A 22660-nucleotide genomic window follows, 5' to 3' on the forward strand; every position below is an offset into this window, starting at 1 on the left:
ATCCAAAAGCAGTGTACTCCGTCAATAAAAATGAGTAAAAAAACACCATCATGTCAAATTTTTGACAAAGAAGTCCCTTGAATTTTTTAACATAATTTAAAATTCAGTTTAATTATGCCAATTTTTTGTCATATTGTTTAAGTTCTTTCTCTACTTTATTCCAATCAATCGCTTCAATTCGCTCCACTTTGTCGCATATTTTATTTAAAAATTGTGCTTGTAACTCCCCATGCGCTTGTGCCTCAGCGTATGGAGTATTGGTAAACATGACCAAAACATGTTTTGAAACATAATGTTCTGGATATCGATGCATTAATTCGTGTTCCAGCTGTTTCTTTAAGTTAAATTGCTTGTCTCTAATATCAATTTGAATTTCATGGAAGTTATCCAGTGACATTTGAGCCACCGCATCAGTATTTACTTTCCTCGATTGGTAAAATGCCGGCATGACTTGCTTCCAGTCATCATGATATTTATCCAGAAGGTCATTTAAAATACGACAGTCTTCAAAAGCACTATTCATTCCCTGGCCAAAGAAGGGGACTACACCATGAGCGGCATCTCCGATTAATAAGCATTGATCTTGGTAATACCAAGGGTCGCATTTTATAGTACTCATATTACCCATAGGGTGTTGCGTAAACTCTTCCAATAAATTAGGCATTTGCGCAAAAGCATCTGGAAAGGATTCTTTAAAAAAGGCATTGATTTTCAATTCATTTTCCAGTTCAGCGAAGCTGTTTTTTCCTTCAGTGGGCAAGAACAAGGATCCTGTAATCGACTGGTTAAGATTGGGATTGCCTAGCAATAAAAAGGCATCTCTTGGCCACAGGTGTAAATGTTCGTGAATGAGATGATTTTGTGCAGGCTCTCCAATGGAAAGCTCTTTGTATCCATAAGGTAGGAACGTGCGTGAGGCATGAACCAAATGTTTTGCCCTTAATTGTTCACGAACGCATGAACCCGCGCCATCCGCACCAATTAAAAGCTCATATTTTTGTTTTATGAAGGAACCATCCGGTAATTCAAAAGTAACCCTTTTTTTGTCGACATCCAAATCAATGAGTTTCCTGTTGAAATTGAGTTTAACCTTAGGAAATTTTTCTAATTCATTAAGCAGTAACATATTGAGTTCATTGCGTTGAATGGCATTGATGTATTCATCATGATGCCGTCCAAAGGATTGGAATTTAATTTGTCCCTGAAGTTCATGAATCGCACGGGCGCGCATAGGAACCATGAGCTTTTTCACCAGCGGCATGATGCCTACACCTTCCATGCCGGTAATGCCACGACATGACAAGGCCAGGTTGATGGAGCGTCCATCATCTGTACTCATAAATCTTAGATCAGGCCGTGCATCAACAAGCTCAAGTTTATAATCTCTTTTGGCCAGATAGAGTGCAAGTAAAGTTCCTGCCAAACCTGAGCCAATAACGGTTACCTCTTTCATTCCATTCTCCTTTATAACAATCGCAGCCGTATGTGAGGCTAGGTTTCAATACTGCCATTTTGGGAAATATTCCTTCGCACTAAAAGGGAGCGGGTGTCCGCTAGGGCGGATGAGGGGATTGCAACGAATGAACCCTCATCCCTACCCCTTCCCACAAGTAGGAGGGGATTCTTAACCTAATGCCAGCGACCTCTGCCCCTGTTTAGCTATTTCCTTAAAAGCAGTGAACCCTTCCAAATCATATCGGGTAACAAAGTACTGCGACTGCTTGTTTCAATTAATCAATCAATGCCACATAAAAACTCTCTTAATACTTCTCAACCTAATTTTTACCAGCAAAAATCATACCGATTTGAACGAATCATAGGAAATATAAATAGAGCATCATACCGAGCCACAGCGAGGAGATCCCTCGCTACGCTGGATGACGGGTAGACGTTTCGGGATGGATGAACAGGAGGAAGCTCGAGATGACTTAGAGGCGGCTTCGGGTGATGTGGCGTTGTAGCGATTCTAAAGATGACCAAGAATAAAGTCGCGTAATTCTTCTGGTTTTTGAGGCATGGCAAAATAATATCCCTGAGCGTAATCACAACCATGTTGCATAATAAATTCACGTTGTAAGTCGGTTTCTACTCCTTCAGCGAGTACCTCTAAATTTAAGCTATGCCCTAAGTTGATGATGGCTCGTGTAATGGCGGCATCATTTTCCCGATTGACTAACTCACTAATAAATGAACGATCAATTTTTAATTTATCTACAGGAAATTGCTTGAGATAAGATAAACTGGAGTAGCCAGTGCCAAAATCATCGATGACTAATTTTGCCCCCATGTCTTTCAATTCATACATGGTTTCCACAGCATGTTTTACATTATCGACAAGTAAGCTTTCAGTAAGTTCCAATTCCAGGAATTTAGCCGGCAAGCCAGTTTCAAGAAGGATTTTTTCAATGACTTCAGATAAATGTGCTTGACGGAATTGCCGTCCCGAAATATTTACAGCAACGGTTAGCTGATCATAACCTTGTGCATGCCAACGTACCAGTTGGCTGCATGCTTCGCGCAAAACCCACAGACCAATATCAAGAATTAAACCATTTTCCTCAGCCATGCTAATAAAATCATTGGGTGGTACATCGCCTAGAATATGGCTGTGCCAGCGCAATAAGGCTTCAAAGCCAATAATTTTGTTTGTAGCTAAATTAATAAAGGGTTGATAGACCAGATGAAATTCATTTCTCCTAAGTGAATCACGTAACGCATTATCGAGTTGCATGCGGTTAATGATGCGCATGTTCATCTCTTTATCATAAGTGCGATAGGTATTGCGGCCGCTGTCTTTGGCATGATACATCGATAGATCGGCACTTTTCATTAAAGATTCGTAATCATCACCATCTTTAGGAAAATAGCTAATACCGATGCTGCCGGTAATTTTTAAATTGTGCTGATCAATTTGAATGGGTCTTGCGATTGAAGTGAGAATTTCTTCTGCCTTTTGTTGCGCTTGCATTTCAGTCGCCACATCTTGTAATAAAATGACAAACTCATCACCGCCTAAGCGGCAAACGGTATCAAAATCATCTGTAGCAATAAGTAAGCGGTTGGACACTGCTTGTAACAATCGGTCTCCAATGCTATGCCCCAAAGTATCATTAGTCATTTTGAAATGATCCAGATCAAGGAATAAAAAGCCTAACATAGAACCTTTTTTCTTCGCTTGTAAAATGGCTTGATCCACACGGTCAATTAATAATACTCGGTTAGGCAATTCAGTGAGCGAATCATGAGTTGCTTGTTGGATTAGTTGTTGTTCCATCTCACGTCGTTGCGTAATGTCGTTAAGAATACAGACATAATGTTTGACGTTATCAAATGAATCCCTAACTGGAGCGACACTCACTTCCGCCCAGAACACTTCGCCATTGCGTCGGTAGCTTTCTAACTCCACTGTTTCTTCACGTAGTTCCTTAATTGCCAGGTTAATTCGCTTTTGATTGACATGCTCCATTTTGCTGCCATGCAAAAAGGTAAGATTTTGTCCTAATATTTGTCGTTCACTGTATCCAGTGATGCGCTCGAAGGCTTTATTAACATAAATAATCGGCAAATTGGGTTTGGAAATATCAATGATCACTACACCATGCGTACTTGCTTCAATGGCACGTTCTCGGATGCGAAGCTCATCTTCCTCCATTAGTTTTTGGGTTATATCCCTAAAACTGTATACTCTGCCAACAATTTCAGAACCTATCCGTTGTGGTTGCGTAAAGCGCTCAAAAATTCGTCCGTCTTTAAAATGTAAAACAGGTAATTCTCCTTGCCATTCTGGATTTTCATAAAGATACTTCACATCAGCGATGACTGCTTCGGGATTACTTAGCTGTTGTAAGATGTATTCAAAACCGATACTTTCGGTGCCCGATTCCAACATATGGGAGGGAATTCGCCACATTTCCACGAACTTTTGATTCCAATCCACCACCTGTCCTTTACCATTAACCATCATGATGCCATCAGCAGTCGATTCAAGAGTAGCGCGTAATAGAGATAAGGACTTTTCCAATTCTATGTTTTTTTCAAGAATGTTATGGGGTTTCACATTAATATTTTCTGACAGTGGGGCTTTAATAGAGCGCTGAAACTCAGGTTGTGTGTGATACCATTTTTCGAGTAGCGTGGAGAGATTAGGAGTTGGTGTAATCATTCCTAATTCTTCGCATACATTCGTAAGCGATGGTTCTCGGCCTTGTTTTTTAACTCGTTCTGCGGCGTTAGCCACTTTTTGATAGTCAATTTGACGTCTGGTCATGTTCCCTCACTCAGCCCCTCAACTACATACAAATTCGTGCATCTGTTGCTCTGATCCAGTTTTATCTTAAAGTATATACTGTTAATGCATTTTTTGCTTAAACCTAGATCAGGTGAGAAATTCTTTTGTCATCTTCTATGATTCTTTTGATTAAGAATTGTGAGAAGACAAAAAGAGATGAAAGCAAAAATGAGGAAGAATTAAGAAGGTGTGGAATAAAGAGTTCCCGCTCGCGCGGGAAAGGTGATTTAATTATTTTATTTTTTTCCCGGAGCAGCTGGAGCTGGAACGGATATCGGTTGCGATGCTTGTTTGCTTGCTAATTGTTGCACTTGAGAATTTACAGTTTGTATTTGCATCTGTAGCTGACTTTGTACTGTTTTTATCTGATTTTGCAATTGAGCATTTACCGATTGTATTTGTTGTTGCAAATCAGCTTGTACTTTTTTAATTTGCTCCTGCAGCTGGGTGTTCATCTGTTGGGTTTGCTGTTGTTGATCGGTTTGCAATTGTTTTAACTGGCTTTGAATTTGTGTATTGAATTGTGATATGTCATCAGCAAAAGCAATATTAGCTAAAAAGACCGTACAAAAAAGCGATTTTGCCAAAATTTTCATTACCCGTCCCTTAATCGAAAAAATAATCCGTCTTAATACTTTACCTAATCCTCTATAAATTGACTAGGATCTATTTATATTTCTAGCCTGCTCGATTGGCTGCAAGTTTAACGTTTAAAACCCAAATAGCAGAGGATGATGCCAATGATCAGATCAAACCCGACAGCGCTGTAGGCAATACTTTTATTTTGCACAAATAAAAGGGTCGCTCTATCAATATAATGCGGATAAAAAATCATACTCGCACCTTTTAACAAAATAATCCAGGCCATAATCGTGATTAAAAGTCGCCAGCTCCATTGCCAAACATTATGGCCTACAACCATCAGTAAACCCAGAGTAAAGGTCCAAAACCCCAGGACGAGCATTAATGGACCATCCTTTAACAACTCTTGGACATAGAGTGTAAATTGATGCAGGTTGATTAAAATGGCCAGGCTGACCACAATTAGATAAATCCCAAGGACCTTACTTAAAAACTTCGATGTGTCCATTTGAGCACTCCTGTTATTCCTCTTATAATTCAAGTGTAGTCCAATAGGAATTTTGTGAGTGTCATAGCTTGGATGCTTTAATGAAACCTGCGTTGAAGCAGGTGAAACCTTGACCCAACAAAAAGACTTTGCTTGCAATTAAAAATGTTCGGCCAAGGCCCAAACTACTACACATGCAGCTTCTGTAATTGCTATCGAGCGCTAATACACCGATACTTCATTTCTTTGTTCTTCCTCCGCCACTTTCATTACATTTCGTGGGTTTGGCGGTGGAAATAAGCTTTGACTTTGCGCATAGGTGCGTGCTGAAAAATATTCTTCGGTCAATGTTTTTGCCTTCTCTACAAGTAATTGGAATTTTTCAGTCAGTATTTGGATGAATTCGCTGAAGTTATAATGGCTTAATTCGGCCAACATCAGACGATTATCTAATGCTTTGGATAAGGGTTGTCTGCCGTGAAATGTGGTTGGGTTTTGGGTCCCAATGAGGCAAAAGCCGGGTTTTTTTGGTGGATTTCCTTCGAGGTCATAGCCTGAAAGTAATGCATTAAGTAATTCTTCATGCACTTGGGTATTGAATTCTTCAATAAAAACGATTTGTCCTTTATGAAAGGCATCTAAGAGTTTCGCTTGTACTTCTTTAGGATTGGTTGGGGCAATGGTGTTGTATTCAACCCCTTTTGCTTTTAGCAACGCATAGACTAATTGACTTTTACCCAGACCGGGTTCTGCTTCAAGAATGATTCCATTGATACCCAATTCCTGATCCCAAAGACCTTTTATCTTTTTTTCTCGAATAAGCAACAACATTTCGATGCTTAATGCTATTTTCTTGCGTGAGTCAGTCCAAATGAATTTTTTATCAATCGTTTGAGGCTGTAATTGTGCTAAGACTTCTTTAAGTGACTTTTTTTCTTGTTTCCAGCTTTTTTCCTGCTTTATGTCAAGACGAATCGATTGGCTCAGTTTTTTATCGAGATTTAATGTTTTGATTTCACTTAAAATGGCATAGCGCATGAGAAAATCATGGGATAGCAATTTAGTTTGCGACAACTCTTTTAAGATGAAAAAGCGCAGACACATCATTTGCGCATTGCGGGAGGTAATATTCAGTCCGGCAGCTTGTGCTTTGATATAGTAGGTTTGAATGAGATTGAATAAGCTTTTTGCATCATCATAGTGCTCAAGTAAAGGACTTAAAATTTTATCCAAGGGTTGCCCTTCAAAGGACAAATAATGGGGGAAGCGTCTAAATAAATCAGGCTCAAAACGTCCCTCATAATCAGTCGGATTACCTGCAAAGATAATTTTATGTTTTTTTAATGGGTAACAGGTTCCTTCATACCAAAACTCTTTATCTCCTCGTGCAAGTGCTTCGAACAATGCATAATGATTCTGACTGATATTGGCTTCATCAAGAAATAATATGGGTTGTCTCGTATCCTGATGCTCAAGCCAGTCTTTTACTCCAGCCAATCCATGATAGATTTTGATAGGTTTTAGATGTTGCTTACCGTACTGAGGCAGGATTTTCTCGACAAAATAGCTCTTCCCAGCTCCAGTTTTACTCGTTAGAAACACAAAGGAATGATTGTCCAGATAGTTCATTACCATTTCAGGAGTAGTTGGTTCCGCATGGTCAGGAAGAATTCCTGCTCGGTGCTCTAGTCGCAGGATTAAATGATCCAGCCATTTTGCATGCTGGGTTGGGTCCTTAGGCAAATCAATAAAATGGCTATGACATGCTGTCAGTTGGAGCCGTTGGTAGGTTTTCTTTAACTGTTCTGCTAAACCAGGCGTTAAGCGGGCGAAATCTTCTTCAGGTTTGTACTCATGGGTTGTCTTATGGACGGCTTTAAAAGGAGCTGCATGGTCAGTAATTAAGGTGATGTTTGAAGCTGAAACGGGTTCACCATTGACCCAAAGTGTGGGTGGATCAACGAAGAGGGTCTGTAATTGTTGGGCAAAAGTTGTTGCGAATTGTCCTTTGAGAATTACCGGTTTGCCCCCTTTAATGGCTTTTAGTAATTCAGTGTCTTCACCTTTAAATTGTTTGTCTTTTAATGATACATGAAAGAACAAACTGTTAAAATTGGTTTTAGGATCAACATTGATGGTGATGGTGCCTTCTGGTCTATATTTTTCCTCTGCATCATCTAAATCATTGGAAATAATGAGACGGCTCTTTTGTCCTAATGGTTCTATGGGAATTACCCATTTTTTTAATGACTCAGGAATGAATACCTTAGGTGTTGCTTTAATCGTTAGGGCGCAGGATGCTTTTTGGGCTTCTCTTAAGAGGCTATACCACTGGATTTCAGTTAAATTATCGGTGACGATCAATTCAAGAGCGGGATCTGCCGCAAAAAATCCCGGCAGCGGTTTAAGCGTATGCTTTTCAGTGATTTTGTATTGATTAAAAAATAAGGGCAGAGTTGTCTGGTTAACAATTCGCTTTTTTGCAGGCGTTTCTTTAGGCGTAATCACCTCGGGATAAATACTCAAATCAGGTTGGGCAAATTCCAGGTGAAAATCCTTATGCAACTCATGCCATTCACCATTAAAGAAAAAGCGCTTTTTAGCCATTAATTCTTTGATCAAGAAACGGAATTTAGGGTCTTCAAATGGCGCATTATGCAACACTAACTTGGTGGTTTTATTTTTAGATGCCTTTATGAGCGCACCCGGTGCAATGTCTAGAGTTCCCTCATTAAAAGTATGCCGTCCTAGAAAAATGGACTCCCAATTGAGCGGCGAAGGGAAAAGGACATCATCATCGCTTATCGGTTGATTTAATTTAATTTCTGGCAAAACGATGGCAGGGAGTTCAGGTGCTTGGCTGATTGCATCAAAACGAGAATAAAAATCATCACCCATTTTGCATGCGGAGCGTTCGTCCATTCCTACGACAATATGCACATTAGAGGGGATAGGGAGACCTCCGAGATTACGGTCTTCATTATCAATAATGCTATTTAAGCTGACATGACGTGCCTTGGGATCAGACCAGTTAATGAACCAAGTAAAGGATTCATTTGGATTTAATGTTGCATTCTTTAAAAATTGACTTATTGGGCTATCTACTTTCTGATCCTTGTGATCCTCGACCCTCGTGTGATGAAGCACCAGCGAATCCAAGTCTCGTGAAAACAACGTGTTTTTACACAGCAAGGATGCTTGATGCAGCGCGTCTATACCTTGATTGTTTTTAAAAATAAGCCATTGTCTTACGTGCGAATCTTTAGCAGAAAGTTTCTTTGCCAGTTCATCTGCATTTTGGGCTTGAATCGGGAAGTTATTCCAGGTTTGAAATCGATTGCCTGCTTTTAAGGGAGGGACGGCTTTCTTTGTTGTCGCTACAGATTCTTCCTGAGTCTTCGCTTCTTGCCTTTTTTTAAGTGATGGGATCGGCAGGTTAATAATGTCTGCTGCTCCTCCACCTAAATTCAAAGTAAAACGTAGGCTTTTTTGGTGTACTCGTATGAATTGGTGAACGTCGTTATCAATAAGACTGGCACCGATGTTCAAGGCATCCGCCAGAGCAGAAAAAAGTTGCGCACGGTGTCTACAAACCCCGGCTCGTTTTTTAATTAAAGCATTCAAAACATCAATCACATTACCTTTTATATCCGACTCTGCCGATTCTTTTTCAAAACGGCAATATTCGGCTAATGCTTGAATACGTTCTATGACATCAAGTTGTAACAATCTTCGATATGCTTCACAGTCAACTAATTTTCCTGTGGCATCAAAAGATAATTGGGATATCCATTTGAGATGTTCTTTGGGAGCCTTTTGGTCCAGGGTGAAATCAATATTATTCCTTGGTTCAAGAATGTAATTCACCAGACAAGATTCTACTTTTTTATTGAACTTGATGAAGTAATAACCTGAAAAATTACACCTTTTAATTTCAAAATCCGGATGTTCTGCTGCATAGTTAATGAGTTTATCGTAGGCACTTAAAGCAGGTAATTGAAGCCATCTGTCGACTTGGGGATTTTCAAAAATAAATTGACCATACACCGTATTTTTGGGTGTATCTGGATGGTCAAACTGTTCTTCCAATTGTTGTGTAGAGCGTTTTAAGGATTCAGAAACGGGTGCTAAATGCTTTTCTTCAGGGACATAGGGTCTAAAGCTTTTGGTGGGAGCAAACCAAAAAAATGACTCAAGGTGATAGTCTGAAACTAGAGGATCTGGACCTTCTTTGGCTCTGAAAATTGTTCGCGCAGGCAAGGTGGGGATGTGATCGTTTTTACCAATATGTCCATCAAGCGATAAAGAACCATCACTCGGTACCACCAATCCTTGGGAGTTATTTGAGCTCTCTTCTAAAAATTTTATTTCAATTTGAGGATAACTGTCTTGAAGCCATTGTGATGTAAGTCGCTCCATTTTATTTTGGGGATTAGGATAGGATATTGATTTTAAATTAGGTGCCACTTTAATTAATTGATTTAACTCCGCAAAAGTCAATGCCTTTGAAGTAAAGGAAATGTGCGTTAAAGAAGGAAGCGACCCATGGTTCAAACTATTAAGCAGGTCAAGGAGATTCGAGGGATTATTAATTTTAATCTCATATAAATTAGGTGCCGCGGCTAAAAGGTTAAGTAATTGTTTGGTGTTTAGATTATTTTTTAGGGCAATGAACTCTTTTAAATTGGGTAGCGAATTGGGTGCAACATTGATTGACTCGATGTCAATGGAGCAAGACGACATGTCAAAATGGGTTAAATTCGGAGCACAATTCAGGAGATTTTGGAGTTGTCCCGCAGTCATCAATCCGTGCGTGATAACCATTTTTTTTAGCGCTTTGAGCGGATTCTCTAATTGAATTAGAGGCGCTTCATATTCCATCCAATCAAACCCGGATATGATTAATAATTCGAGATTGGGAGCCGAATTAACAAGCGTGTAGAGATCATCAAAAATAAGACTGGCATTGACGCACAGTTCTTTTAAATGAGTCAGTGGCGCATTAATTGTAAGGGGGCTATCCCAAGGTCCGAAACACTTAGATAAATTGAGCTCAGTTAAATTGGAAGTTGCATTAATTAAATCGCTGATTAGAGAGATCGCCATCCACTCATTGACCAGAGAAATGGTTTTTAAATGAGTTAATTTTTTAGGATTAAGTGCTAGTGGAGTATGATGTTTCACCGAGCCATTCAGAAGACAAAGAGATACCAAATGAGGTGAGTTATTTAATAAAGTAGCAAGATACTGTGCAGAAAATCGCACTTCTTGGGCGAAAAAAAATCTTAAAGCAGTCGTTAACAGGACTTCATCATCCGGGTCTTCTTCTGCTTCATCGGGTCCAAATTCACAACAGTCTATGGACAGTGAAAATAGGTTTTCTCTTCGGTTGAGAAAAGAAAATAAGGGTAATCTGTTGTTGGCCAAAGAAATATGGGTTGGTTTTTTGAGTAAGTCAGGATAATTTTGTAGTAAATAGGAAAGATAAAGATTATCGCGTTCTTCTGCGATATTTACCGCTTGACCCGATTGCAAAAAAGTGGGAATTGGTTCTTCTGGGTTTCTGCTAGAAATTTTTTCCTCAAAATGCACGTATTTTTTTCGCCAATCTGTATCCGGATTAGGCGCGGTATCAAAAGACCATTCCAGGGCACTGTTTAAATCACTTTTGCACATTTCGCTGTAACCCAGTTCGCTGTACAGATGCACAAAATCGAGGGTGATGAAGTTGATAAAATGAAAAAAAGCAGTAGGGGAGTTTAAAATGTTTGCACAAAGATCATCAAATCGAGGTACATCCAAAACAGTAATGCGATCGCCGACAAGATTTAGTTTTTTTAGCTGGGCAGTTTCTTGAGTTGAATCTAACTTACAATACAGCTTATCGATGAGCGCCACTTGTTCCTCATCCTCTATTTTTTTTAAACCTTCCTGGGTCGGAACGTATACGGAAAAATTATCTTCAATTAATTTTTTTATAACACGTTGTTTCAATTGGAAATTTTTTGATGATTCATTTAAATTACATTGGAGAATGATCGACTTTTTCTCAAGTTGGGAGGCACCTATAGCGATGGTATCCCAGCATTCTGGATTATCGGCCAGCACTTTATCCAGGTTCAGAACTCCACCATTTGGTTCAACAGAAGATTCAATGGTTGGTAATTGATTCTTTTCATATAACAAGCCTAGCTCTTCGAGTATTTCAGTGTGGGTTTTCATTTAATTCCTGAACTTTATTTTATGTATGATGCGTATTTTTAATGGATAAAAAAGAGCAATTATATATTGTTTGTTATATTTTTGGGCATTATTTAAAAAATGATTTAGAGTCAATTCAGTCGAATTATTACTTATATTGATTATTCCTTTAGAGCGACTGGGTGCGAAGATTCTTTATATTAAGATCAATTATGCGATCCTTCTCCCCAAAGGAGAGAAGGTACTTATAAGTGGATGAAGGGGAATTTTTTCTAAAACATCCCATTACTATTTGCTGACTCAGCCGGAATGGATTGAATCACGTCCCAATGCTCATAAATTTTATTGTTTTCTAGACGAAAAATATCCAGTATAGCTCGTCCTTTTGTTCCCGGTTCTAGAACAGAGTGAACATGGACAATCACATAATCTCCATCGGCAAGAATACGTTTGATTTCACTGTGTGATTGAGGGTATGTGTTTTTGAGGTAATTGATGTAGTTTTTTAAGCCTTCAATCCCATCTTGAGCCATAGGATTATGTTGAATATACCATGCGCCCAAGTAATTTTGTGCCGCATCAAAGTTTTTTTCATTCAATGCTTTTTGATAAAATTGGCTTACTATGTGCTTATTAGTCTCCTGAAGAGATCCTGCGACGCCAGAAATTGAGTGAATCAATAAACCGCCAGTTATTAATGACAACAGTATCTTTTTCATTATTGCTCCTTGTTAATCTAACAAATTGATTATAAATGGCTATTTAAATTAAAAAAGCGCATAATTTTGGTCAAATATATCTAATTTTTAGATGGATTGGAGTGATGAATGATGACTAAGGTCACTTTGGAACAATGGCGGGTATTACAAACCGTAATCGACGAGGGTAGCTTTGCTAAAGCAGCAATAAAATTGCATAAAAGCCAATCCAATATCAGCTATACCATTGCAAAACTTCAGGACATGCTAGGGTTGCAATTACTGCAGCTTGAGGGACGTAGGGCTGTGTTGACTGAACAAGGAGTGGAAATTCTAAAGTTATCGCGACAAATTACCCGGGCGGCAAAAAATGTTGAACTTGCCGCGCTTAATTTAAAATCAACCTATGAAAAATCATTGCGCCTCGCCATTGATGAGATTTTCCCATTATCTGTATTAATGGCCGTACTGCACCAATTCGCTCAGGAAAATCAATCGACTAAGCTTATTATCCATCAAGGCTTATTATCAGGTCCTAGTGATCAATTAGTTCAGGGGGATGTAGAGCTTGCTATTATTTCAAAAATTCCAGAAGGTTATACAGGGAATAAATTAATGGACGTGCATTTTCGTCCATACGCTCACAAAGACAGTCCCTTGCATCAAAAACAGGTTACTCTCGAAGATCTTTATGAGGAACGTTATCTCATCGCTCAGGACTCTGGAGCCAATCATAAACGAAATGAAGGTTGGTTAGGTTCTGAATTTCATTGGAAACTAAGTACCTTGGAAATGAAAGTTCAATGTGTGGCGCACGGGATAGGTTTTGCCTGGCTCCCACAGCAAATGGTTGAAGAGAGAAATTTACCGATCCTCCCTCTGATTATGGAGGAAAATAATATCAGAACGTACCCCGTTTATTTAGTACACCACCAACCTCAAGAAATGGGGCCCTCAGCGAAGCATTTGATTGCGCTCTTTAAAAAATACTCATCCCATTACAATTCTCATCATCTCGAGATCTCTACGCTCAGGATGGCGTCGGATAGAGCCTAATGACATTGGGGATTATTTGGCCTATAAATAATAGATTAAAGCCACCTTTGATAAAGAGAATACTATGACCATATCAAAAATAAGTATTGTGCTCAGTGGATTGATGATTTTATTTTCTGTTACCGCACAGGGTATGACTGAAAATGTGTCGCCATCTGATTCAGATGCAGCTCGAATCTCCATGTTGGAGAAAGCACTGGCGCCTCAGAAGTTAGACGGAGTAGCCAACTTATTTGCCAAAGCGAATAAACAACGTAATGGCGCTGTCCAATTCATGTTATTTTCGGATCAATTGAAAAAGAAATTTGAAGATCGTTGGCCCTATTGGGTTTCCGGGGTTTCTAGTCCATGGATAACTTCTTATAAGATTAAAAAAATGGCGCAAGGTAAAAATTCTTGGAAATTTAAGATCACTTATCAATGGGCAACTGCTGACGGACCATTTAATCCCCCATTGGTGCAGACTATAGTCGTAGCGCCTGTGCCTTCAAATAGCAATTCATCACAAAAATTTTGGATCACTGAATTTAATGAGAAGTAACCTGTTAATACTATAATTACCTTAGGTACCCGTTTAAGGAATAAACAATGCATAATGGAGAGGATGTAATAAAAGAAGATGTTCAAAATATTTTATTTAGAAATGGGCTTGCTACTCATGAATTCAAAATAACAATAAAGAACGGTTCAAGTTATGATCCCAACCAAATAGTCAGTAGGCAGGTGTGGATAACAATTGAAAAAAATTCCATAAAAAAGCAATATGGTCTATATCGAAGTAATTGGCCTGATGATTTTGAAACGGATTTAAAAAATGGTTATTTTAACCTCTGACATTTTAGGCCTTCTGTAGTCTTGGGTGTTGTTCAGAGAGCTTAGGGTATATCGTGTGATTTTGTTAGAAAACCCGGGTTACAGCGTTGCTTTCACCCAGGCTACAATTGAGATTTTATAAATCTTTTTTATTTCCTTAATGCAGCAATTCCCAGTGTCGCTGCGACACCTAAAATTACTCCTACTCCAATAGTGGTTGGTGAGAAAAAGCTATAGGGATTTACTGCATTCTCTTTTTCTTGCTTATTCTCTTGCGAAGGTAATGTAAGTTTTGCACCCTGTTCTTCACTCCCTGAAGTTGGCGATTTTTCTTTAGGAGTAGTTACGGCTTCCACCCATTGCTCTCTCTGTCGCGCAGAGGGCACATCCACTTCACTGTCTGGAGATTCTTCTTTACCTATACGATTATAGTTTTGTGCCGCTAAAAATTTGCGCTCGGCGATTTTTTCTTCAGAATCGTAAAAAATCTCATTTTTTATAATCTCTATGCCACTCGGTGTTATTGGTTTTCCTACTATCGCAGTGGCTTCAATTTCTGTATATCCATTTTGTTGTAATTTTGAAATTTCGCTGTCTAATGTTTCTTTGGTGGGAGAAAAACTTTTCCCAATCTGAAGATGTTCCTCATCTATTTTTCCTTCTGTCTTATGGTCATTCCAGGAAACATTTTTTTTCTCCTTCTTGGCAGCTCCCATAGTCGTGGATTCGTATTTTTTTTGCATGAAAAACCTCATTACTAATAGCTAAAATTAAAACAATTTTAACAATAAATAATTAAGGAAATATGAGCTCAGTCTTTAGTGATTATTTGAGTTAATCATAGCTATTCATTAATTATGCCGGAACGCTATTAAAATCAAACCTAAACGTTTAATTGAACTATACTTAGAAAAGCAAAATATGAGTCAATTCCATTTACGGGATGCATACGGATGAACATGGAACATCATCGGGAGTACATTAATGAGTATTGTTAGGGAAGCCTATACTCCTTATGTCCCAGTTCAATCACCGCTGTGGAGAGTATTGATACCACCAACAGCTTTATTCCTAATCTGTATTTTAATTGAGTATAAAACCAACTTTCTGGTGTTTCACACTCTGACTGAGTTAATTTCGGTGTTTATTGGATTAACTGCAATGACTGTAGCCGCCACAACGACACAATTCACCAGAAATCAGTTTGTCGTTTTTATTTCTTTAGCCTTAGGTTGGTGTACACTCCTCGATATCGCCCATATCCTCTCATATCAGGGAATGGATTTATTGCCTCAAGGAGGAGGTAATTTAAGCACTCAACTTTGGGTTTCTGCTCGTCTTCTTCAGGCTTTATCTTTTCTTTTTGCGATTTATTTTTTTAAACATTCCATGAAGATTTGGGTAGTTAATTTTATATTTTTTTTAATAGTTCTAGCTATTTTTGCAGCCATTTTTTCAGGTCATTTTCCAACCACCTATATTGATAATTATGGGGTGACTTGGTTTAAGCTTTATTGCGAATGGGGGGTAGTTCTTATTTTGACTATGACACTCATATTACTTTGGTATGAGAAAGCCATGATATCAAAAGAGCTGCTTTTATATATAAGCCTGAGTTTGATCTCCATGATCCTTTCCGATTTAGCAGTTTCAGATTATAGAAATTTATTTGGCATACAGAACATAGTCGGCCATATTTTGAAAATATACTCTTTTTGGTTTATCTACATCGCTTTAGTCGTACAAACCTTACGTCGACCCTTTGCTATATTGGCACGTGCTGCAACAACTTACGATAATATTCCTGATCCTACGTTTATTGTTCAAGCTGAAGGCACCATCAGCCAAGCGAACACTGAGGCAGGAAAATATACCCAGATTAAACCTGAGGAGTTAGTGGGCCTATCTTCCCATAGCCTGTTTCATAATAAGTCTGAAGCGATTGAGCAATGTGCGGTATGTTCGCAACTGCCGATCACAAGAAATAAATTTATTGTGGAAATCAAGACCGGAACAAAGGGATGGGTGGAATGCAGCTTGTCACCTATAGAATCTGATTTATTTCCCAATTCTTGGGTACAAATCGTAAGAAATATCACTTTTCGTAAAGCGCTTGAAGAAGAGCGAAAAAAATTGACCTACGACCTGGGAGAACGGATTAAAGAACTTAAATGCCTTTATACAATTTCAAATTTAATTGCGCTCAGCAGTTTAAATATTGAAGAACTATTTGCAAAAACAGTGAATGAGTTACCCTCTGCTTTTCAATACCCTGAACACATGGTAGCAAAAATAGAAAGTAATTGGGGTGAGTTTAGTTCAAATCCTGATGCAGAAAAATTACCTTATCAATTAGAAAAGGAATTTAGACTTAATGACGGATCTGCAATAAAAATAAATGTATATTATTGTGCTCCCCCTCCACCAGAGACCATTTTTTTACCCGAGGAAGTTTCTCTTTTAGACTCAGTAGCTACTCTATTAAAGACTACGCTTACCCGATTTTACTCGGAACAAAAAGCAACCGAGGCAGAACAGCGATTTAAAGAAAGTGAAAAACATTTCCAGGCATTTATTGAACAAGCACATGTTGGTGTCTACATACGTAATAAAAAGCGATTTTTATATGTAAACCCACGCTTTTGTGAACTAATTGGTCGAAATGAAAAAGATTTGTTATCAATTGGATTGCTGGATTTGATCGACGATGAAACAACAAGAAAACTAGTTCTTGAAAAATGGGAGCAATTAGATCAGGGTGAATCGAGCATTACTTATAACTTACCTTTAACAAGAAAAAGTGACGGTACCTCTTTAATTTTAAGAGTTGATACGACGGTCATATCCTGGAAGGGTACTTCTCAGTTCTTGACCATAGCTGATGATGTGACCGAAATTCAGCACGCAAGAGAACAAATAGATCAATATGTCGCTCAATTAGAAGCAGCTATAAAGGGAACTTTTCTTGCTGTTTCGTCGATGGTTGAACTTCGTGATCCCTACACAGCAGGCCATGAGCGTCGGGTGGGATTAATCGCCAAGGAAATTGGCAAAGAGCTTGGCTGGTCCGCGGAACGTTGTGCATCAATTGAACTCATGGGGTTAGTCCATGACATAGGGAAAATCTCAATACCTGCGGAAATTCTTTCCAAGCCAACTCGACTGACTGATGTTGAAATGGAGCTCATCAGGGCGCATCCACAAGCGGGCTATGATATTTTAAAAGATGTTCCACTTAAAGAGCCTGTAGCAGAAGTTATTTTGCAACATCACGAGCGTCTTGATGGCAGTGGCTATCCTCGAGGACTGAAAGGAAAAGAGATCTTGCCCGAAGCCTTGGTGCTTGCCGTAGCTGATGTATTAGAAGCAATGTCATCTCATAGACCCTATAGACCCGCTTTAGGTGTGAGTGCAGCTATTGCAGAAATTAAACGTGGAAGAGGGATTCAATATGATGCAGACGCAGTGGATGCCGCATTAAAACTTATCGAACAAAATAAATTGCCACTTGAGCCGTAAAGGAACGTTGTATTGAATTTTTTCTTACAAAGACTTTATTAAAAAAATCATATGTCATTCCCGTCTTTGCGGGAATGGCCTGGATGTAGTTTAGTAATTATCATATCCCTCCAAACTAGTTATTCAATCAAAGCGCTGACCGATGGGGAATAAGAGGGATTCCTTACTCTCTTTATTAGACAATCTCTCAAAAATATCAGTATATTAGATTATATTTTCAATCCAAAGGTGTTCTATGTTTCGAAAAACCGCTCCTTGCTTTTTTGCAGTTGTCATTGATGCTTTAGGTTTTGGACTCGTTTATCCAGTAATGACCGCTATATTTACAGCGGAACATAGTCCTGTCTTAAGTGCCAATGCGAGTATGGCAGTAAAACATTTTTATTTAGGATTAAGTTATATGCTTTATCCCTTATGCATGTTTTTTGGAACTTCCTTTATGGGGGATTTATCCGATGTTTGGGGACGGAAAAAAGTATTATTGTTGTGCATGTTGGGAATAACCATCAGTTTTCTACTTATGGGGGCTGGAGTTGCTTTTTCTTGTTTGAGTTTATTACTTATTGGCAGAGCTCTTTCTGGTTTAATGGCGGGTAGCCAACCGATAGCGCAAGCTTCTATTGCTGATTTGAGTACACCTGAAACTAAGGCCTTAAACATGAGTCTGATTTCTATGAGTTTTAGTTTTGGCTCTGTTCTGGGGCCCTTACTGGGTGGAGTGATGTCGGATCAACAATTACTGCCTTGGTTTACTTTTACGACCCCTTTTTTGATGGCAGCATTCCTTGCATTTATCGCTTGGACTTGGATCGAACTTGGCTATCAAGATACTGTTTTAGCTTTATCTCATAAAAAAATATCCTTTTTTCGTCCAGTACAAATTTTCATAGAAGCATTTGAACATCAATCCGTTCGCATTCTGGCGTTAGTTTTTTTATTAATGCAAATGGGATTTAGCCTTTATTTTCAATTCATCATTGTACATATGAAGACGACTTACGATTACACCAATTGGCAATTGGGTGCAGTTCAAGGCATGATCGGTTTAGGTTTTGCTATAGGCATCCTTATTGGCATGCCCTTATGTGTTAAACGATATAAGGTTCAGCACATCGCTTTATTTACCCTTGTACTCACGGGCTTAGGTCAATTACTGGTGTATGTGATGCCCAATTCATTGTGGCAATGGCCCTTAGCGGTGGTTATCGCAACTTTTGATATTATGGCCTTTGCTTGTTTATTAACGCTATTCTCCAATGCGGTTGATGCCCAATCGCAGGGGTGGGTGATGGGTATATCAGGCGCTGTGATGGCTTTTGCGTGGATGGTTACCGGATTTGGCTCCAATTTATTATCCCTAATCTCCAGTGCTGGTTTGATTGTCATCGGAGGCGTGTTGCTGCTTGTTTCGGCACTACTTTTACTAAAAAATAATTGAGAAAAGCCCTATTTGATACTCAAATCTGACTTTTCTTCAAGATTTTTATACCTATTGCAGTTTAGGAGTAGCAGATATTTTCTCCGAGTGCTTTGCAGGTTTACGTGAAAAAAAAGAACCCACATAACTCACGATGGAGCGATTCGTATTCGTCTCCTTTTCCTCTTCAACTGCGATGATTTCAGGCTCAGGATATAAGCTCTCTTGAACCATTTTAAAGCCTGAAAAAACACTTTTGAGAACGAAGGGGAGCAGGGTTAACATCATCAGCATGCTGCCTAAGTTGGTTGATTCATTAAACAGCGCATAATTCGCCAAAGATTGAAAAACTGCGATGAGTAGCGCAATGCCCATAGTATTTGAAATCAATCGTGAAGCATTGACATTGCGGTTATCCATCGGTAAATCAGCGCTTTGATTAATTTCATAAAATGCAATCCATAACCATAATAGGTCAAATGCAACGCTATACCAATGTTGCTGATTCATTTCTGTGACATTTGCACCGACCGCTTTCGCTAGATCAAAAGTCATTTTCCCGCTTTTAAGTGCTAAGGCCATCGTCGGTTTTTCTTGTGAGTTCGCTAAAGGAGCGAATTGCTGGACAAACAAGCTTTTCGGAAGATTAATATCAAAAAGCTCGTAAAAGGTTTTATCAGAACCAAATAATCTTCTTAATTGCTCTTCACTGATATTTGCCAAAGCACCTACACCAGGAGCAAACGTACCATCATCGGAATGATGGGCGATAACCACATTGGAGTTTTTCATCATCATGACATCATTGGTCCCATCACCATTTGCGACGATAAAATAATGATGATCTTTGAGATAACGGGCAAGAATACCTTTTCCTTCGGTACTCATTTCTGCAAAAATAATGACTGGACGTTTTGTTTTCTCTCGATTCAACAATTTTTGAAACTGTGCTAATACGGTTTCATTGACGCCGGCAAATATGACTGTGGCATCGGGTGGACAATTTTTTTCACTTAAACCGTCAAACGCTTGGTCTTCAGCCTGATTGGCGCGAATGGTAATGATGTTTTTCGCATTTTCCGGACATAATACTTTGGCAATATTTACCGCTGCTTTAGTTGTATCACCTGTTGCTACAAATACCGGAACGGATATTTCTCGGCATTGAGCGATAAATTGTTCAGCCCCTTTTTTTACTGGGTTATCAATAATAAAAGTGCCGTAATAGCTTAATTTTTTGAGTAATGATGGATTTTTTAAAATAAACTCTTCAATCGCTTTTTTATCATCTTTATCAAATAATTTTTTTAAGGTTGTAAATTCAAATTCATTAATTGGCGTGTGGGCGATACACCAATCGCGGGATAAAACTGCGGTACGACTTTGCATCGACGTATAAGCCCGTAACAAAGGAGTTTCTTGAAACGCATCCGCTTTAGGCACCCCACAAAAGACAAGAGAGGATTCTTTGCCATCCTGCACGAGGGTGAAACGGCCGCCAAAGGTACGATATAAACCCAGATGAAACGTCTCAACTTCTTTTTTAGAAGCAATCACTTTTTTAAAGTGATTGTTTCCGAGGGTGGTCACTTCCAAACACTGAGAACTATCCAATAAAGATTTGAATAACCCCAAAATGGCATGTTCCTCAGGTTCTAATTCCTTTATATTGTTAGTAAAGGCATAACAAAATACCTCAAAGGATTTACGCCATTGTGATTCTTCGGGTAGCAGTAGATTTCCTTTGTTTTCTTTGAGTAGGTGCTGTACTTCAGATTGCATATCGGTAGTCCACAATCCTAATACATTCATTTGAGTTGTTGTCAGAGTGCCGGTTTTATCTGAAATAATCGCAACCCCATAGGGAAATTTATCACGATAATATCCACCCAAAGCATTACATAAATCCACCAGACGAAGCGCATCAATCGTTTCAAAAGGTTGATCCCCCAAATTGCTATTTAGGCTTTTCATCAAGCGGCTATTTACAGTTTCCCGTAAAAAAGCCTCAGAAAAGGGGATCATCGTTTGAAAGAGGGTGAACATGAGTCTTAGCGTTTCTGCAGGCATTAGAGTAATGTCCCGCTGCAGAAAAGCAGCCATAATGATGGAGCCTAAAATAGAATATAAAACACTTCTTTGCTTGCGTTCGGCGATAATCTCATTAATAACTGCTTTCTTCTCATAGTTACTACTTAATACAAGTTCCTTCTCAGGCTTAATTTGAATAAAAATATTGTCATTCCCATACAGGTTTAATTTATCGCCTACGAGTACTCCTGCTTGTTTGCCATCCCGAACTGCATATAAGTCCACTTTTTTGTAATCTGAGGTCAAATTCGCTTTGGTTTGATGTTCTATCCAAACATCCTCTCCATTTTGCGCTTTAAGATTCACGCTCAATTTTTTACGCTCCAGCGTTGGCGTCCATTGGCCTTCTACGTTACGTTGTAGCGCGACAAGCTCTCCAGATATGGGCACACAATCCAAAGAGATGCTTTCATCACAAAGAACGAGATCTCCAGTACGAAGCTTGTATCTGGGGACACTAACGAGCATGGGTCCATTTACGGTAAATTTTAAAACCCGATGTACCTTATGATTGTATTCGTAATCATGGTCCAGTTTTTCTTGTTGCACCCGCATTTTTTTTATCGTCGATGGGGCTAAATCAGCGAGTAATGCCGGTAAGTTACGAAATTTTTGTACGATTCGGTCCGCATAACGAATATTGTGAGAAATAAGTCCCAATTGAAAGGCACGGGAACTGACCATTAATTCACTGGCGATAAAATGATTGATTTGGAACCAGATATTGGATACTGGCGTTAGCCCGCTGGAAATCACTGCGGTATCTGAGCGTTGTGCGCCTCGACTGTATTGGAAGCGGACGAGTAATTCTTGTGCTTTTTGGGTGAGATAAGAAATGCCGCTGGGAACAACCAATGTACTCGCTCCCAATCCGGCAATTAATGAATATTCATCAGCTACAGGGAGTAAAAAGGTAGTGCCCTTAAAAACCGAACTGTACATGTATGTTATTGCCATAACCTCACTGGCTACCGCAGCAGATAGTGCCACTCCGGACTCTAGTTTATTGTCTGTAATCCGATTTAAGGCACAATATCCTAATAGGGTTGCACTAAAAAGAAATTTGATAACAAAATCATATTCGGAACTCCCCATTAGGTATTCGCTTAGAAGCGGTGTTAGATAATGACCAAGAAGTAATGCGGCACCAGAAGAAATGGTAGGCCAAATGTATTTGTTAAACGTACTCCAATCCACAGACTCTAAAGAAAAGGTCCATGCCAGAGTGTGGTACAGCTCTTTGACGCGCAAGGAAAAAAAATTATTTATTTCTGCTGCGGTACTTTTAAGATAGTAGGTGCGATCGGGTTCGGCGCGTTGTACCAATTGCACGGGCAAGGCCCGGCTGTCTTTAGGATTTTTGCGTTGCGATTTTGAGAAAGTAGGTATTTTTGTCTTCATGTCTAAATCCTTTTTGCATTCCAATAATCTAATTGGATATTTAGGGTCCATGTTGATAATTAACTTATCTACACTAAAGGTTCAAGAGGATTTGCTAAAAAATAATT

The 22660-nt window shown here is 39.0% G+C and carries 13 protein-coding genes; 5 read left to right on the forward strand and 8 right to left on the reverse strand.

Annotated features, from left to right (window positions below; translation table 11 throughout):
* Positions 1-112: 112 nt before the first annotated feature.
* The 6 genes from ACF8MK_RS07775 to ACF8MK_RS07800 form a co-directional block, all read right to left on the reverse strand.
* The gene (locus ACF8MK_RS07775; protein WP_392538818.1) at positions 113-1453 is read right to left on the reverse strand and encodes an FAD-dependent oxidoreductase; all 1341 of its coding nucleotides are present in this window, start codon (positions 1451-1453) and stop codon (positions 113-115) included.
* Positions 1454-1966: 513 nt separating this feature from the next.
* Entirely contained in the window at positions 1967-4267 is a 2301-nt protein-coding gene (locus tag ACF8MK_RS07780; RefSeq protein ID WP_392538819.1) for an EAL domain-containing protein, read from the reverse strand.
* Positions 4268-4524: 257 nt separating this feature from the next.
* Positions 4525-4884 (reverse strand): hypothetical protein, encoded by a 360-nt coding sequence (locus ACF8MK_RS07785; protein WP_265703215.1) that lies wholly within the window; start codon positions 4882-4884, stop codon positions 4525-4527.
* Between the two features lie 107 nt (positions 4885-4991).
* On the reverse strand, positions 4992-5378 hold the full coding sequence (locus ACF8MK_RS07790) for a hypothetical protein (protein WP_392538820.1): 387 nt from the start codon (positions 5376-5378) through the stop codon (positions 4992-4994).
* Positions 5379-5579: 201 nt separating this feature from the next.
* A complete protein-coding gene (locus tag ACF8MK_RS07795) occupies positions 5580-11579 on the reverse strand; it encodes a hypothetical protein (RefSeq protein WP_392538821.1) in 6000 nt (1999 codons plus the stop codon).
* 251 nt (positions 11580-11830) lie between these two features.
* Positions 11831-12277: an ester cyclase gene (locus ACF8MK_RS07800; protein WP_392538822.1), complete on the reverse strand. Its 447-nt coding sequence runs from the start codon at positions 12275-12277 to the stop codon at positions 11831-11833.
* Positions 12278-12385: 108 nt separating this feature from the next.
* Between ACF8MK_RS07800 and ACF8MK_RS07805 the strand changes: the two genes are divergently transcribed.
* From ACF8MK_RS07805 to ACF8MK_RS07815, 3 genes are all read left to right on the forward strand, one after another.
* Positions 12386-13312, forward strand: coding sequence for a LysR family transcriptional regulator (locus ACF8MK_RS07805; RefSeq protein WP_392538823.1), 927 nt, complete (start codon positions 12386-12388; stop codon positions 13310-13312).
* Positions 13313-13376: 64 nt separating this feature from the next.
* Positions 13377-13853, forward strand: a complete 477-nt coding sequence (locus tag ACF8MK_RS07810) for a hypothetical protein (RefSeq protein ID WP_392538824.1) — start codon at positions 13377-13379, stop codon at positions 13851-13853.
* Positions 13854-13900: 47 nt separating this feature from the next.
* Positions 13901-14146 (forward strand): hypothetical protein, encoded by a 246-nt coding sequence (locus ACF8MK_RS07815; RefSeq protein WP_392538825.1) that lies wholly within the window; start codon positions 13901-13903, stop codon positions 14144-14146.
* Between the two features lie 128 nt (positions 14147-14274).
* Here ACF8MK_RS07815 and ACF8MK_RS07820 read toward each other — a convergent pair whose 3' ends face one another.
* On the reverse strand, positions 14275-14868 hold the full coding sequence (locus ACF8MK_RS07820; RefSeq protein ID WP_392538826.1) for a hypothetical protein: 594 nt from the start codon (positions 14866-14868) through the stop codon (positions 14275-14277).
* A gap of 241 nt (positions 14869-15109) precedes the next feature.
* Here ACF8MK_RS07820 and ACF8MK_RS07825 point away from each other — a divergent pair, with 241 nt between their 5' ends.
* On the forward strand, positions 15110-17644 hold the full coding sequence (locus ACF8MK_RS07825) for an MASE3 domain-containing protein (protein ID WP_392538827.1): 2535 nt from the start codon (positions 15110-15112) through the stop codon (positions 17642-17644).
* 235 nt (positions 17645-17879) lie between these two features.
* A complete protein-coding gene (locus ACF8MK_RS07830; RefSeq protein WP_392538828.1) occupies positions 17880-19082 on the forward strand; it encodes an MFS transporter in 1203 nt (400 codons plus the stop codon).
* Positions 19083-19133: 51 nt separating this feature from the next.
* On the opposite strand, the gene ACF8MK_RS07835 is transcribed toward ACF8MK_RS07830, so the two are convergent.
* Positions 19134-22553, reverse strand: coding sequence for a cation-transporting P-type ATPase (locus ACF8MK_RS07835; protein ID WP_392538829.1), 3420 nt, complete (start codon positions 22551-22553; stop codon positions 19134-19136).
* Positions 22554-22660 lie beyond the last annotated feature (107 nt).

The sequence above is a fragment of the Legionella sp. 227 genome (genome assembly GCF_043161935.1).
Taxonomy (GTDB): Bacteria; Pseudomonadota; Gammaproteobacteria; order Legionellales; family Legionellaceae; genus Legionella; species Legionella sheltonii.

Excerpts from the sequence above, each read along its gene's own strand:
- ACF8MK_RS07795 (WP_392538821.1), bottom strand. The coding sequence starts at position 11,579 with ATGAAAACCCACACTGAAATACTCGAAGAGCTAGGCTTGTTATATGAA.
- ACF8MK_RS07775 (WP_392538818.1), bottom strand. The coding sequence starts at position 1,453 with ATGAAAGAGGTAACCGTTATTGGCTCAGGTTTGGCAGGAACTTTACTT.
- ACF8MK_RS07785 (WP_265703215.1), bottom strand. The coding sequence starts at position 4,884 with ATGAAAATTTTGGCAAAATCGCTTTTTTGTACGGTCTTTTTAGCTAAT.
- ACF8MK_RS07780 (WP_392538819.1), bottom strand. The coding sequence starts at position 4,267 with ATGACCAGACGTCAAATTGACTATCAAAAAGTGGCTAACGCCGCAGAA.
- ACF8MK_RS07800 (WP_392538822.1), bottom strand. The coding sequence starts at position 12,277 with ATGAAAAAGATACTGTTGTCATTAATAACTGGCGGTTTATTGATTCAC.
- ACF8MK_RS07820 (WP_392538826.1), bottom strand. The coding sequence starts at position 14,868 with ATGCAAAAAAAATACGAATCCACGACTATGGGAGCTGCCAAGAAGGAG.
- ACF8MK_RS07835 (WP_392538829.1), bottom strand. The coding sequence starts at position 22,553 with ATGAAGACAAAAATACCTACTTTCTCAAAATCGCAACGCAAAAATCCT.
- ACF8MK_RS07790 (WP_392538820.1), bottom strand. The coding sequence starts at position 5,378 with ATGGACACATCGAAGTTTTTAAGTAAGGTCCTTGGGATTTATCTAATT.
- ACF8MK_RS07810 (WP_392538824.1), top strand. The coding sequence starts at position 13,377 with ATGACCATATCAAAAATAAGTATTGTGCTCAGTGGATTGATGATTTTA.
- ACF8MK_RS07815 (WP_392538825.1), top strand. The coding sequence starts at position 13,901 with ATGCATAATGGAGAGGATGTAATAAAAGAAGATGTTCAAAATATTTTA.
- ACF8MK_RS07830 (WP_392538828.1), top strand. The coding sequence starts at position 17,880 with ATGTTTCGAAAAACCGCTCCTTGCTTTTTTGCAGTTGTCATTGATGCT.
- ACF8MK_RS07825 (WP_392538827.1), top strand. The coding sequence starts at position 15,110 with ATGAGTATTGTTAGGGAAGCCTATACTCCTTATGTCCCAGTTCAATCA.
- ACF8MK_RS07805 (WP_392538823.1), top strand. The coding sequence starts at position 12,386 with ATGATGACTAAGGTCACTTTGGAACAATGGCGGGTATTACAAACCGTA.